The following is a 14,624-nucleotide window of genomic DNA, read 5'->3' as shown; positions in this document are numbered from 1 at the left end:
GACCCCATGCACTCGCACAACACCCTGACGCCCTGGCACCCCTGGCTGCGCCCGATTGCGCGCCTGTCGATCGGCGCCCTCTTGTGCCATGCCTTGCTGCCTTTGAGCGCTTTGGCGCAGCACGGCGCTGCGCCCATATCCCCGACAGATCAAGCACAGATACAGCGCCTGGCCCAGTGGCAGCAGCGCATCGAGCAGGCCAAGATAACCCGAGCCCGTGCTGCGCAACCCATGGGCAGCCGCGTCAGCGAGCGCACCAGCCGCAATCTGAGCCGGGTGCATGAATTGCTCAAGGGCATCAAAGCCCGGACGGAACGAGCACCCGCAGGCATGAAAGACCTCGGCAGCACCATGGCCGCCAAGACCGCCAAGGCCGCGCCCACCACAGGGCAGGCCGACCCGGCGGAACTGGAACAGATCGGCGCGTTGCTCGGCGCCATCGACGCAGACACCGATACCGTCCTGGCCGACTTCGCGGCCCAGCGCCAAGCGCTTCAGACACAGCAGGTCAGCGCAGAAATCCTGGCCCGCCACGACCAGACGCAGGGCGAACTCAAGCAGCGCGCCAACGAATTGCGCGGCATCATCGGGCAATGGCGCCAGGCCCGCAGCGCTGCCGTGCTCGGCGCCCTGTATGCCTACTTCGAGCGCTACCCCGCCGCCCGCGTTGACAACCCGGTCGATCCTGCCAAACTGCCCTGGAGCAATCCCCCGCCGAACCAGCGCCTGCCGGCAGAAAGCCGGGCCGCATGGTGGCGCAACTTGCACCCGGGCCAGGCGGTCAAACTCGCCCAGGCCGGTGGTGGCAGCACCGGCATCGAGTTTCGCATTCCACCCGAGCCGGGCCTGGCCCCCAGGCCCGAAGACCTCGCAGAAACCCCCGAGGTCACCCTCACCCCGGACATTCGCGCCAAGGCGCTGGAGCTCAAAAACAACCCCGTAGTCATCCACAACTGGGTGCGCAACCACATTGAATGGGTGCCCACCTGGGGGGCGATCCAGAGCGCACAGGACACGCTGGACAAACGACGCGGCAACGCCGTGGACATTGCCAGTCTGCAAATTGCGCTGCTGCGCGCCGCCGGCATCCCGGCCCGTTACCAATGGGGCACCGTAGACATGCCTGCCGCCCAGGCCATGAACTGGGTGGGCAATGCGAGCAATCCACGCGCCGCCCTGCAACTGATGAACCGGGGCGGCATCGCTGCGCGCGCCCTGGTGCAGGGGGGCACGATTCAGAGCATCCGCTTTGAGCATGTGTGGGTACAGGCCTACGTCAACTGGTCTCCCGGTCGCGGCCACCACAACGCCAGCGCGACTCAGCATGTCAACCCCAACGGGCCGCTGAACGCCTGGGTTGCACTCGACGCCAGCGTCAAGCAATACCGCTACGCAGCCGGCATGGACTTGCAAACCGCTGTGCCGCTGCACGCGCAGGCACTGCTCGATGCCGCCCAAACGGGTGCCACCATCGATGAGCAGCAAGGCTGGGTACAAAACCTCAACCAGGCCGCCGCCCGAAGCCATCTCGAGCAGTACCAGAACCGGCTCAAGACCTACATCGACAGCCAAAAGCCCGATGCCTCCGTGGCTGACGTGATCGGCAAGAAGATCATTGCGCAAACCGTGCACAGCGTGCTTGCCGGGGTAACGCCCTTGGCCATCGTGCAAACCGGCCAGCAAGCGGCGGCTGTACCGGACAGCCTGCAGCACAAGTTCAGCTACACCTTGAGCGACAGATGGGGCAACGAACTGCTGAGCTACCGTCAAGCCACCAGCCGGTTGGCCGGCAAACGCCTGACACTGAGCTACGAGCCGGCAGACCAGGCCACGAGCGACCTCATCGCCAGCTACCTGCCCAAACCCCACGCAGACGGCAGTCCGATTCAGCCCAGCGAACTGCCCGGCAGCCTGCCGGGGTACCTGATCCGACTCAAGCCCCGGATCACGCTGGACGGCCAGGTGGTGGCACAAGGCGGCAGCGCCGTCACGATGGGAACCGACCTGCAGGGCCAGGGCGGTTTTACGCGGCTCGATGACCCCACCCAATGGGACTTGACACCGGACGCGAGCCACACGGCAGGTCAGGTCACGGCCATCGGCATCAGCGCTGGCGGGGTGAGCACAGCGCAGCTCGAGCGCCTCAAAGCCCGCCTCGAACAAACCCGAAACCAGTTGCAGGCCAATGACACAACCCGCCTCACCGGCGAGCAGATCAGCGGGCAGTTGCTGGCAGCGACGATCTGGAGCTGGTTTGCCGCAGCAGAAAGCCACAGCCGGTTGAGTCAAAACCCGGCGGAAATCGTGGAAAACCCCGGCCTGTCCTACGGTCTGTTGCATACCGTGGCAGAGCCTGTCCTTAGCTGGGGCGTGGTGCGCAAGGTGACGTTCCCGGGAGTGAACCTCGACATTGGCCACATCAGAAACATCACCTGGACCAAGGACAACGACCCGGCCAAGTGGATTGTCTACAACCGGCTGCGGGGCCAGCACATGAGCGCGCTCGAGCATGCGATCCCGGAGCGCTTCTTCAACGACCCGGCGACATGCAATCTGCAGGAAACGACAACGCCCACGGCGGGCCTGCCGGCCTGCCCGCAAGGCATCAGTGCCGTCAGGGCCCTGGGTATCGCAGCGACCCAGGGGCAGAGGATTTACACGATCACGCAAAGGGTCTACAACGACAACCCGGGCATTGTGAACAATGAACTGTCGGCGCACAGCTACGAGACCAAGAGCAGAATTCAGCAGGCACTGGATGCGGGATACGAGGTGACGATCCATGAGCGGCCGATCACGCAAAGTGGGTGGACGGGGGCGGGCTTTGTCACTATCGATCCGAATACTGGCGCTGGGAGTTATACCATTGAGGGGGGTGGCAATGGGGGATTTTGGGGGTCTATTAATGCAAATGGGCATTGACTGACCTGCTTGGGCTTGCTCGCCCTTTTGATTGGATTTTTACCAATCGCTTATGTGTCTATCGTGAGCATTGCCATTACGGCAGTGCTTACCGGAATAGGAATAATCTCTTACACATATAGTCTGTCAGGTGGGCCTTGTGACATACCACTACTAACACTCTATATTGGCCTCGCTATCCTGTTTCTGGGACTTGGTATAGCATTCGCATCTGTTTTTCTTGTATCATTTACAATTTGGATTCTTGGGTTTGTAGCCGATGGGCTGATTCGTGCATTTTCAGATAATGCAATATTTTGCAAACCTTGGCGGCCATGAATTCTTCAATCATTCTCGCGAGTAACAAACCAGTATTGGACGTATTTTTCTTGTGTATGCCTTTTGGTTTTATTTTCATGCTGGTTATGGCTGCCACAATCAAGCATTGGGAAAGGGCTGGACCAGAGTTTGCAGGTATAAGACTGCCTACAAGACAGGATTTTCATCGACTTGCCCTGAGCTGGATAATAGGCATGATTTTATCATTCCCTTTGTTCGCATGGGAGTTGAATGACATAGACCGCATCCGTTGTGAAACGCGGGGGCTGCGCATCAAGTCGCGTTTGGATAGCCGCCTGATCTCATCAACAAATGGTTTGAGCATCAATGTAAAATTTCATTGGTCTAGGGGAAGATATTTTATGGTTGAATTCAAACTGAATGAGCAGGAAAGATGGAAAACAATCGCCTTGTCCAGAGAAGATGCAGAGCAGATAAAGGCCCGCGCCATACAGTGTTTGAGCAGTGGCAATGGATCAGGCTGATGATGGCATTCATGCAGATGGCAAAAAATCATTGCACGGCGAGTTGAATCTGGCTTGTAGTCGAAGAAATCGCAACCGGTTGAATCAAAGGATATGGACAAAATGGCCGATCTCCTGGTGTCTTCATATTTTTCAATTCTCGGAACAATGTGTGGATTCGCATTGCTCAGGGCCTTGATGAAAATCGACTACAGATGTTTTTCGGCCATCTTCCTGATTGTCGTCTTTGTTTTTTCTTTTACAATGGCAATGGTAACTGCAGGCACATGGAATGGATTTAATTTGCTGCTCACCGTTGTTTTGTCCTGTATTTGTACTTTGACTTTTTACTTTGGCTATATCAGCCGGGTAAAATTGACTGATGAATACCTGAAGAATCCATGGGGTAGGCGTGTATTGGGCGTCATATTGTTTTGTTTTGCATTGCTTTTCAAAAATAATATAGTAACGATGGTAGAGGTATTTCCCGACGCAATGATCGGAGTCATGGAGATCATCAAGTGGGTCATGTTGTTTGGTTCTGGAGTGGTGTGCATGGGAGGGGTTGGTGCGGCCATGGTTATTTATAAAGAAGGGATGCCGTCTTTTGACGCGGACCGTAGCCCAATCAGTCACAATCAAGTTTTAAAGAGTTTTATTATAGTTATCACATGTTTTACAATGGCTTTTTTAATCATTGTTGTAATATTGGAATTCATGCAAACCAAACCGGGGTAAAACGTCGAATAGAATTGACTTTATTCAAAGAAGCCTGAGACCAGGCAACCTTGATCTGGAACTGGTTTGCAGCGGCAGAAAGCCACAACCGGTTGAGTCAAGACCAGGCAGGAATCATGGAAAACCCCGGCCTGTCCTATGGTCTGTTGCATACCGTGGCAGAGTCTGTCCTTGGTTGGGGTGTGGTGCGCAAGATGGCGTTCCGGGGAGTGACCATCAATCTTGCATCAATACCTATATGGATTTATATTATGGACCAATGGCAGCCGCTACTTTATAAGTGGATTATCTACAACCGGCTGCGGGGCCAGCACATGAGCGCGCTCGAGCATGCGATCCCGGAGCGCTTCTTCAACGACCCGGCGACATGCAATCTGCAGGAAACGACAACACCCACGGCGGGCCTGCCGGCCTGCCCGCAAGGCATCAGTGCCGTCAGGGCCCTGGGTATCGCAGCGACCCAGAGGCAGAGGATTTACACGATCACGCAAAGGGTCTACAACGACAACCCGGGCATCGTGAACAATGAACTGTCGGCGCACAGCTACGAGACCAAGAGCAGAATTCAGCAGGCACTGGATGCGGGATACGAGGTGACGATCCATGAGCGGCCGATCACGCAAAGTGGGTGGACGGGGGCGGGCTTTGTCACTATTGATCCGAATACTGGCGCTGGGAGTTATACCATTGAAGGGGGTGGCAATGGGGGATTTTTGGGGTTTATTAATGCAAATGGAAGCTGGATGAGCTTGTTAGCCCTTCTGATTGGAGCTTTACCCTTCGCTTATGCATTCGGCGTGAGCACCGCCATTACAATAGTACTTGCTGAAATAGGATTGATTACTTACATGAAGGGCTTGTCAGGTGGTCCTTGTGACAAAATGGCGCTCCCAATCTATTTTTCCTTGCTCTCCTGTTAACAGCAGCTGGTATATTATTCGCATCTCATTTTATTGCATCACTTTTGTTCTGGCTTTGTGGATTTTGGATTGATGGAGCACTTCGTGCTTTCTCAGAAGAAGAAAAAACCATATGCGAACCTTGGCGATGAATCCATCAATCATTCTTGTGAGCAACACGCCAATAATTACTGTGTTTGCTTTGTGCATGCTCTCAGGTCTCTTCTTCATGTTATTGATGGCTACAACAACCAGACCTTGGGAAAGGATTGGACCGGAGTTTGCAGGTATAAGACTGCCTACAAGACAGGAATTCCATCGACTTGCCCTGGGCTGGATAATAGGCATGATTTTAGCATTCCCTTTGTTCGCATGGGAGTTGAATGACATAGACCGCATCCGTTGTGAAACGCGGGGACTGCGCATCAAGTCGCGTTTGGATAGTCGCCTGATCTCATCAACAAATGGTTTGAGCATCAATGTAAAATTTCATTGGTCTAGGGGAAGACGTTTTATGGTTGAATTCAAACTGACTGAGCAGGAAAGATGGAAAACAATCGCCTTGTCCAGAGAAGATGCAGAGCAGATAAAGGCCCGCGCCATGCAGTGTTTGAGCAGTGGCAATGGATCAGACTGATGATGGCATTCATGCAGATGGCAAAAAATCACTGCACGGCGAGTTGGATCTGGCTTGTAGTCGCAGAAATCGCAACCGGTTGAATCAAAGGATATGGACAAAATGGCCGATCTCCTGGTGTCTTCATATTTTTCAATTCTCGGAACAATGTGTGGATTCGCATTGCTCAGGGCCTTGATGAAAATCGACTACAGATGTTTTTCGGCCATCTTCCTGATTGTCGTCTTTGTTTTTTCTTTTACGATGGCAATGGTAACCGCAGGCACATGGAATGGATTTAATTTGCTGCTCACCGTTGTTTTGTCCTGTATTTGTACTTTGACTTTTTACCTTGCCCATATCAGTCGGGTAAAATTGACTGATGAATACCTGGAGGATCCATGGGGCAGGCGTGTATTGGGTGTCATACTGCTTTGTTTTGCATTGCTTTTCAAGACTGATATAGTGGAATTGGCAAGGGCATTGCCAAAAGCAATGATCAACCTCAGAGGGATTGGATTGTTGATTTTTGGCATGGCATGTATAGGAACGGTTGGAGCGGGCATGATTGTTTATAAAAAAGATATGCCGTCTTCTGATGCGGGTCGCGGCCCGATTGTCCCATTGCCAATTTCAAGAAGTATTATTATGGTTATAATATACTTCATGATGACCGCTTTTCTTTTTATTGTAATCAACTTCATACTTCACAAGTGATTGGGCAGGAACGATGAAAACAATCACCTTGTCAAAAGTGGATGCAAGGCAGATGAAATCCGCACCATGCAGTGTTTGGACCAAGAACGATGGATCACACTGATGATGGCATTTGTGCACGGTAAAATTGCCGATCAGCAGCGATCTACTGATTGCAACGATCCGGAACAGTTCCCCACAGCCTTGATCTGCAGAAAGAAAGTATGAATGATCTCCTGGTGTCTTCATATTTTTCAATTCTCGGAGCGATGTGTGGATGCGCATTGCTCAGGGCCATGATGAAGGTCGACTACCGATATTTATCGTTCATCATCCTGTTCGTTGCTTTTACTTCTTCCTTGACGATGGCAGCAGTAACCGCAGGCGCTTGGGACGGATTTACTCTACTGACCATCGTTGCTTTATCCTTCATTTGCACCCTGGCTTTCTATCTTGCTTATATCAGCCAGGCAAGATTGACTGATGAATATTTGAAGGATCCATGGGGCAGACGTGTATTGGGTGTCATATTGTTTTGTTTTGCATTGTTTCTTGCATATAACATAGTTGGTCTGACAAATGCATTCCCCCAAGCAATGATTGATGTCAAATGGGCTATCAAGGCGGCGATGTTGTTGGGTTCTGGCGTAGTGCTCATGGGGACGGCCGGCATGGCGATGATCGTTCATAAAGAAGATATGTCGTCTGCTGGTGCAGGCCGCAACCCAATTACTCACGAGCAACTTTTAAGGGATCTCATCGTAATTGTCGCATGGTTTTTGATGACTTTTTTTATTATTACTGAAATATTGGAGCGCTGGGTCGGATCATTTTTTATTCTCACATGATTCGACAATATTTCCCTTTTGATGTCGTAAAGACCATTTCTCAACTTTGATGCCAACACGGACATGTAACTTCAGATCAATATCACGCAGCCAGCATGATTGCGCTGCGCTCTGATCGATCTGCATTGGTACTCCGCCATTCCGAGCATTGGTTTGATTCGAGATAATATGGTCCAGCCTTTCAGTACATCGGTGACCACCCCAAAGCCTTGATCCGCTTGGCACGGTTGCTTTTGGACTATTCCGACACAAACATTCCATCGGATATAGACATCGTCCTGGAACCCGACGGTGGACTCCGGGGCGTCGGGCCACTGAGCTACGAAGCTCGTTTTGAAAGAGTTGATCCCATGCCATTACACACAACCCTCCTCCTTGAAGCCCGCGCCCGTGCCAGCAATAGACGAGAAGTTCAGTCTGGTATGCCTTTTCCCCGCTTGATTCATTTTTAGACAAGAGAGACAGCGATGACATGGGCAGCAGAAGAATTTGCAGGAGCGCAGTTGGGAGATGCGCGCTTGAATCATCGCTTGATCCAACTCACGGAGCGATTTGCCGACAAGCCCACAGCCAGCATTCCTGGGGCATGTCCGGATTGGAGCGAAACGCAAGGGGCGTAACGATTTTTCGATCAAGCCAACAACGCCAAACGCCCCTTGAAATGGGAAACGGTGTTGGCCCCGCACATCGAGCGCACCGCAGCACGGATGCGACAACACCGCGTCGTGCTGTGCCTGCAAGACACCACCGAGCTGGATTTCAACGGGCAAAGCATCGAAGGCCTCGGGCCCTTGTCCTACGAAGCCCAACGCGGCATGTACCTGCACCCGACCTATGCCGTCACGCCCGAACGCGAACCGCTGGGTATCACCGACGCTCGGATGTGGGCACGCACACCCAAGGCGGACGATGGCACGCGAGCCGGTGTGCGGGAAAGTCTGCGCTGGAGCGAGGCTTACGAGCGCATCGGCGAGATGGCGCAAACCTTGGCCGATACGCGCCTGGTTTGCGTGGGCGATCGAGAAGCGGACATCGTTGAAATGATGCACCGCGCCCGCGATCTGGGGCATCCGGCGGACTGGCTGATTCGCTCGAAACACAACCGCACCTTGCCCGACGGCAGCAAATCGTGGGCGCAAACCATCAAGGATGCGCCCTTGGGCGAGATTGAATTCACCCTGGCAGCGCGCACCGCCGAGGCTGCCCGCGTGGTGCGCCAGCAAATTTGGGCGCGCGCCTTGAGCATTCCCGATGGGGCGGGTGGCCAGTTGACGGTGACCTGCGTAGTGGCCAAGGAAACGAACCCGCCGGCAGGCTGCAAGGCGGTGCAATGGCATCTGCTGACCAATCGCATGGCGAGCGACTTTGCCGAGGTGGTGGAGTGGATCGACTGGTACCGCTGTCGCTGGGAAATAGAAACGTTTTTCAACGTGCTCAAAAACGGCTGCCGTGTCGAAGCCCTGCAACTGGGCAGCGTGGCCAAGCTGGAGTTGGCGCTGGCCGTGTATATGGTCGTGGCCTGGCGCTTGGCGCGCTTGGTCAGACTGGGGCGCACCCATCCAGACTTGAGCGCCAGTGCGCTGTTGACCGAGGCAGAGTGGAAGGGGGCGTACATTTTGGCAAAGAAAAAACCACCGACTCAGCCACCGACCATTCGTGAAGTCATCCGGCAAATCGCCATGCTCGGCGGCTTCCTGGGTCGCAAGTGCGATGGACAGCCCGGCGTCAAATCCCTCTGGCTTGGCTTTGCCCGGGTCAGGGATTTCGTGCAGGGTGTTGAGCATATGCGCTTGCTTCAGGACAATGGGGCGATGAATATGGGGCAGGCGCAGGCGGCGCGTCAACTCGGCATGGCCCAGTTGCACTTCGCCTGGGCGGAAGCATTGGAGCAAATCGAGTCCGCGCGACAGGGTGTGCGCATGGGACACCGTGCCAGACACCGCGCCATGCACCACCTCCAGTGGCAGCGCCACCGGCATTGCCGGCTGCGTTGCGGCGCGCCAATGGGCCTCGATGCGGCGCGCCAGGGCCATCAGCCGCGGCGCCACCCGGCTCTGGAGCTCGCCGGGGCGCAGGCTGCGGATCGGCACGCCGCAGTTGATGACCACAGGCTCGGCATCGGCCGGCGCGTTCAGCGGCACGGCCACCGCATACACATCCGACTGCCAGTCGGCATGTGAGACGCAAAAACCGTGGCGCTGCAGATGTTCGATGGCCGGCCCGACGCTGGCGCGCCATTGGGCCCAGGCGGCCGGCAAGTGCCGGCGCAGCAAGGCCAGCACCTCGCGCCGCAGGGCCTCGGGCGCCGCCGCCAGCCAGGCGCGACCCATCGCGGTTTGCAGCATCGGCAGCGCGGCGCCGACATCGGGGCAAAAGGCCATCGGATTGCTGCTGCGGCTGGTCTCCACATAAATCATGCGGGCGCGCTCACGCAGGCCCAGAGAAACCGAGCCTCCCAACTCATCCGCCAATTGCTTCATGCCCCAACGCGCTTCGCGCCGGATACCCAGTCCGGCCAGCAGCGGATAGCCCAGGGTCAGGGCAGCCGAGGCCAGACGATGGCGGCGCTCGCCCGGCCCGCACTCGAGCAGGCCATGCGCCTGCAAGGTCAGGCTCAGCCGCGAGACAGTGGCCTTCGAGAGGCCGGAACGCTCGGCCAGTTCCTTGTTGGTCAGGCCCGCATGGGTGGCATCGAAAGCCTCGAGCAGGGCCAGGCCATGGGCCAAGGTAGTGGCAAAACGCGGATCGCGGGGCGGGCAGGCGGCAGACATGGGCAGCGACAGGCCCAAAGTGTGGTCCATGTCGTTGCCATGGCAAACCCCGCCGCATCGGTGGAGCAGAAAAATCCTGGCCTGCGGCTGCACGACACCGCGACCGCGATGAGCAAACCATCCCCGCCGTTCATCCCCGCCGTTCATCCCCGCCGTTGCTTGCCGCATCCCAAACCGTGCACACCCCCTGACCGGAGATGCTGCACGGGCGCGCGCCCAATTTTTGGTAATGATTTCATACCACAAGACACATTTGGATATACTGCACCGGCCCGAGGCAGTTGCCACCGTTCCTGCCACATCGATCCCCCCGGCAGACATTGCCCAAGGCCAGCCAACAAGACACCATGAATGGGTCGGTTTGTGAATCATGCTGTGCGCCAAGCCGACAGGCCCGCCCTGCCAGCGACCACAACGCGCCCCCAGTGACGGGTCAGCGCAGACCCGCGCAGACAGCCTGGCCAGCCCTGCGCGTTTTGGCCGCGAGGGTCTTGGGCCGGCTCGAAGCCACCACCACCATCATCACCGCCCGGCTGCTACCGGTCCTGTCACTGCCCTGCGCCGCCCTGGGAGCCACCGACCCGATCGGCTCGGGCCTGGCATGGCTGCAAAGCCAAATCCTGAGCGACGGCCAACCCAGCCGCACCTCGGCGCTGGTGGCGCCAACCCAAGCCCGTTGCGAAACCGCTAAAACCCTGCTGCGCCTGCTAGTGTCGCGTCACCGGTCAGATGTCGTAGGCTGCGCGCCGCCATCGGAGCGCAGCGCAAGGCGCATCGCGCAGCCAATACCGAGCTGTATTGGCAAGCGATGCAACGCCGCGATGCGCTTCGATGGCCAGCGCGGACCGACAGATGATCGGTGACGCGACACTAGGCAGCAGCCCCGCCGTGGTGACACTGACAAGCACCCTGCCGTCCGCTGCCTCGCACAGGCTGCTCGGCTCGATTGCCAACGCGGGCCGGGCCGAGCGCAGCGTTGCCGGCGGCTACAGCGCCGACCCGGGCCAGACCAGCCCGGTGCGGCGCCCGGCCGGACAGCTTCCCCGGATTGACCCGCCCCCATGCACTCGCACAACACCCTGACGCCCTGGCACCCCTGGCTGCGCCCGATTGCGCGCCTGTTGATCGGCACCCTCTTGTGCCATGCCTTGCTGCCTTTGAGCGCTTTGGCGCAGCAGGGGGCCGTGCCCGTTTCTCCGACAGATCAGGCACAGATACAGCGCCTGCGCCCGCCGCAGCAGCGCGATGGGCCGGGCCAGTCCGCCCGAACGCGCAGGCCGGCCCCGGCCAGCGAACGCATTGCGCGCAACCTGGCCCTGGCCCACAGCCTCGTGCGCGCGCTCGCCAAGCCGGTGGCTGCACCGGGCACCGGCGCCTTCGCCATCAAGAGTGCCTCTGGGCAAGCCAGCGAACAGCAGCAACTGCGCGCGCTCGTGCAAGCCATTGACGCCGACACCGACATGGCGCTGGCCGAATTCCACGCCAGCCGCGCCGACCTGATCGAGCAGCAAGTCGGCCCCGAGATCCTGGCCCGCCACGATCAGGCCGAAACCCAACTGCGCATCCGCGCCCAGACCCTGCGCCAGCGCCTGCGCGCCTGGCAGTCCCAACCCGACGAGCAGAACCTCGGCGCCATCGGCCAGTTCTTTGAGCAATACCCGGCAGCCCGCGCCCGCAACCCGCTCAACCCCGGCGAACTGCCCTGGGGTACGCCCCGGCCCACCACCGCTGAGCCGGCCAGCAGCCAAGCCGCCTGGCACCAGAGCCTGTACGCCGACCAGAAAGTGCTGCTGGCCCAGGCCGGCACCACGATCGCCGGCATCCGCTTCGACATCCCTCCGGCGCCCGGCACCGCCCCCGATGTGGCCGATCTGGCCCCCACGGCGGAGGTGACCCTCAGCCGCGCCATCCAGGCCAAAGCCGCGCAACTGGGCAACAACCCGGTGCTCATCGACAACTGGGTGCGCAACACGGTCGAGTTCCTGCCCACCTGGGGGGCCTTGCAAAATGCCGACAGCACCCTGCAAACCCTCAGGGGCAACGCCTTTGACATCGCCAGCCTGCACATCGCGTTGCTCAGGGCGGCCAAGATCCCGGCGCGCTACCAGTTCGGCACCATCGAGCTGCCCGCCGACAAGGTGCAAAACTGGGTCGGCGGCACCGCCAACGCGCAGGCGGCGCTCAACCTGTTGCACCAGGGCGGCATTGCTGCCACCGGGCTGGCCCGGGGCGGCGCCATCGAGCGCATCCGCATGGAGCATGTCTGGGTGCAGGCCTATGTCAACTGGTCGCCCGGCCGCGGCCATCGCCAAGGCGGCGCTGCGGCCAGTCCCCCGATCCGCACCCCGGACGCTCATCTGCAGCATGTCAACCCCAACGCCCATCTCAATGCCTGGGTGCCGCTCGATGCCAGCTACAAGCAGTACCGCTACACCTCCGGTCTGGACATCCGGAGCCAGGTCCCGCAGGACGCCTCGGCCCTGCTGAACGCCGCCCGGCACGATGACAGCACCATCGACACCGCCCAGGGCTGGGTGCGGCGCCTGAACCACGCGGGTATCCGGGCGCAACTCGATGCCTACCAGGACAGGGCGCTGGCCTACATCCAGGCGCAAAAGCCCAACGCCAGCCTGGCTGATGTGTTCGGGCACAAGCGCATCATCGCCTGGGCCCCCGATGTCCTGGCCGGCGCCACCCCCTACGCCGTCGTGCTGCAAGGCCCGCAGACCACGGTGGTGCCCGATGCGCTGCGCTGGGCCATTACTTTCAAGCTGTACGCCAGCGCCAATGACAAAGCCGATGGCGCGCCGCTGCTGTCGCAGTCTGTGCTGTTCTCGGACATCGGCTCGCGGCGCATTACCGCCGAGGGGGTCGCCGCCAGCAGCGCCGATCAGGCCCTGATCGGGCAGTACGTGGCCAACGCCACGGCGTTGCCGCTGTATCTGATACGCCAGAAGACCCGGCTGAAACTCGACGATCGGGTGCTTGCCGAGTCCGGCCCGCAGCGCATGGGCGATCCCCAATGGTGGAGCTATGTGCTGACAGGCCCGCACTTTGGCAGCGTCGAGGAGGACTTCAAGTTCGAGAACGCCGTGGGCGATGCCATTGCCTTCAGCGTGGATGCCACCGGCATCCGTTGCCAGGATGCGCTCGACCGGGCCGCCGCCGTCGCGCCGGACACAGCGCTGGAGAACCTGCACCAGTTCGGCCTGGGCTATTGGTCGCGCGCCAATGAGGCCGGCGCCATCATGGCCAATGCCAGCAATGTCATTGCCTACCGCCTGCCATCGATCGGCCTGTTCACCTCCCCGCTGAGCGTGACGTATTCCTGGGGCATTCCCAGGACAGGGCAATACCGCAGCTACGCCGTGGATATCCGCAGGATGAGCGTGGCCGTCACGGGCGTCGCCAACCCGGCGGCCACGCGCGAGTATCTGCTGCAAACGGGGGCCAGAAACTCGTTCTTGGAGGGGCGCATCTTCGAGGAGATGCTCGGCTTGGCCCCCGGGGCTGCGGCCTCTGCGGTCAGCGTCATCGCGGCGGCCAACGATCAAGGCGTTGCCCTGTGGCAGTTGCACGCGGGCAACTTGCAGCAATACCTGGCGGTGACAACGGTGTCGGCCAGCATGCAGCAGCAAGTGGCCAGCGCTGTGGCCAACCGCCTGGAGGTGCTGGCCCCGCAAGCCCCGGTGCAACTGATGCGCTGGAGCGGGCAGGGTTTCATTGCCACCGATCCGCAAACCGGCGCCGGCGCTTACATCATCGATGGCGTGGGCAATGGCGGCGAGCTCGTCACTTGCGAGGAGTCGGTCCAACCCCTGGCCGAATCGATAGCCCAGCGCATATTGACGAGCATCGCGCTGTCCATCGCCGCCGCGCTGCTGGCAGTGACCGTCGTTTCCTTGCCGCCAGCGACCCCCGCGCTGGTGTCGGTCATGGTGATGTTGGGAATATCATCCCTGACGTTCTCGGCGCATGCCGCACCCAATCCTTGCGACAAGGGCAGCAAGGATTGCCATAGGGGGAGGTTTCAGGCTCAGGGGGGTAAAAAGGGTGACTATGCGGAGGAAAGCACTACTTGGGTGCAGCCCGACCCGCTTACCAAGCGGGAGGCTTTTGTTCTTATTGAGCAATTGAAGGCAAAACTGACGCCCCAGCAGTTGAAGGTGCGGGAGGTGGCATTTTTCAAGGCAAAAAGAGCAATTGCCGGAGTTCCTTCTGGAGGTGTATGCCCACGGGACTGGGAAAACTCCAGGGCTTTTTATTCTTTAAATAATAATAATAAAAACAATAAAAATAATGACATCCGCATCGATGTAGAGGTGTTTGCGGGTCAGGCATTCAAAGACTGA

Annotated in this window: 10 protein-coding genes and 2 pseudogenes; 10 read left to right on the top strand and 2 right to left on the bottom strand. The window is 58.6% G+C overall.

Annotation, left to right across the window (positions count from 1 at the left end; translation table 11 throughout):
* Positions 1–6: 6 nt before the first annotated feature.
* The 8 genes and pseudogenes from VEIS_RS02225 to VEIS_RS02195 form a co-directional block, all read left to right on the top strand.
* Positions 7–2,922 (top strand): transglutaminase-like domain-containing protein, encoded by a 2,916-nt coding sequence (locus tag VEIS_RS02225; protein WP_011808261.1) that lies wholly within the window; start codon positions 7–9, stop codon positions 2,920–2,922.
* Positions 2,923–3,236: 314 nt separating this feature from the next.
* Positions 3,237–3,725 (top strand): hypothetical protein, encoded by a 489-nt coding sequence (locus tag VEIS_RS28075; RefSeq protein ID WP_011808260.1) that lies wholly within the window; start codon positions 3,237–3,239, stop codon positions 3,723–3,725.
* A 102-nt stretch (positions 3,726–3,827) separates the two neighbouring features.
* Positions 3,828–4,442, top strand: a complete 615-nt coding sequence (locus VEIS_RS02220; protein WP_232287820.1) for a hypothetical protein — start codon at positions 3,828–3,830, stop codon at positions 4,440–4,442.
* Positions 4,443–4,492: 50 nt separating this feature from the next.
* Positions 4,493–5,362 (top strand): hypothetical protein, encoded by an 870-nt coding sequence (locus VEIS_RS02215; RefSeq protein WP_198137944.1) that lies wholly within the window; start codon positions 4,493–4,495, stop codon positions 5,360–5,362.
* Between the two features lie 112 nt (positions 5,363–5,474).
* Positions 5,475–5,978, top strand: a complete 504-nt coding sequence (locus VEIS_RS28070) for a hypothetical protein (RefSeq protein ID WP_157048364.1) — start codon at positions 5,475–5,477, stop codon at positions 5,976–5,978.
* A gap of 102 nt (positions 5,979–6,080) precedes the next feature.
* Positions 6,081–6,674: a hypothetical protein gene (locus VEIS_RS02205; RefSeq protein WP_232287819.1), complete on the top strand. Its 594-nt coding sequence runs from the start codon at positions 6,081–6,083 to the stop codon at positions 6,672–6,674.
* Positions 6,675–6,877: 203 nt separating this feature from the next.
* Complete coding sequence (locus VEIS_RS02200; protein WP_157048363.1) at positions 6,878–7,501, top strand: hypothetical protein; 624 nt, start codon at positions 6,878–6,880, stop codon at positions 7,499–7,501.
* A gap of 467 nt (positions 7,502–7,968) precedes the next feature.
* A pseudogene (locus VEIS_RS02195) lies at positions 7,969–9,291 on the top strand (IS4 family transposase); the annotation flags it as partial.
* A gap of 234 nt (positions 9,292–9,525) precedes the next feature.
* Here VEIS_RS02195 and VEIS_RS25290 read toward each other — a convergent pair.
* Positions 9,526–10,272 (bottom strand): annotated as a pseudogene (locus tag VEIS_RS25290) (IclR family transcriptional regulator); the annotation flags it as partial.
* A gap of 718 nt (positions 10,273–10,990) precedes the next feature.
* Complete coding sequence (locus tag VEIS_RS25285) at positions 10,991–11,143, bottom strand: hypothetical protein (RefSeq protein WP_157048362.1); 153 nt, start codon at positions 11,141–11,143, stop codon at positions 10,991–10,993.
* Positions 11,144–11,160: 17 nt separating this feature from the next.
* On the opposite strand from VEIS_RS25285, the gene VEIS_RS28065 reads away from it, so the two are divergent.
* Both VEIS_RS28065 and VEIS_RS02180 read left to right on the top strand, forming a co-directional pair.
* Complete coding sequence (locus tag VEIS_RS28065) at positions 11,161–11,355, top strand: hypothetical protein (RefSeq protein WP_157048361.1); 195 nt, start codon at positions 11,161–11,163, stop codon at positions 11,353–11,355.
* On the top strand, positions 11,334–14,624 hold the full coding sequence (locus VEIS_RS02180; RefSeq protein ID WP_011808253.1) for a transglutaminase-like domain-containing protein: 3,291 nt from the start codon (positions 11,334–11,336) through the stop codon (positions 14,622–14,624). The genes VEIS_RS28065 and VEIS_RS02180 overlap by 22 nt, the downstream gene beginning before the upstream one ends.

The organism is Verminephrobacter eiseniae EF01-2 (genome assembly GCF_000015565.1).
Classification (GTDB): Bacteria; Pseudomonadota; Gammaproteobacteria; order Burkholderiales; family Burkholderiaceae_C; genus Acidovorax; species Acidovorax eiseniae.
Note: the sequence above shows the minus strand (reverse complement) of the source record. Positions and strands in the feature narration are given on the sequence as shown.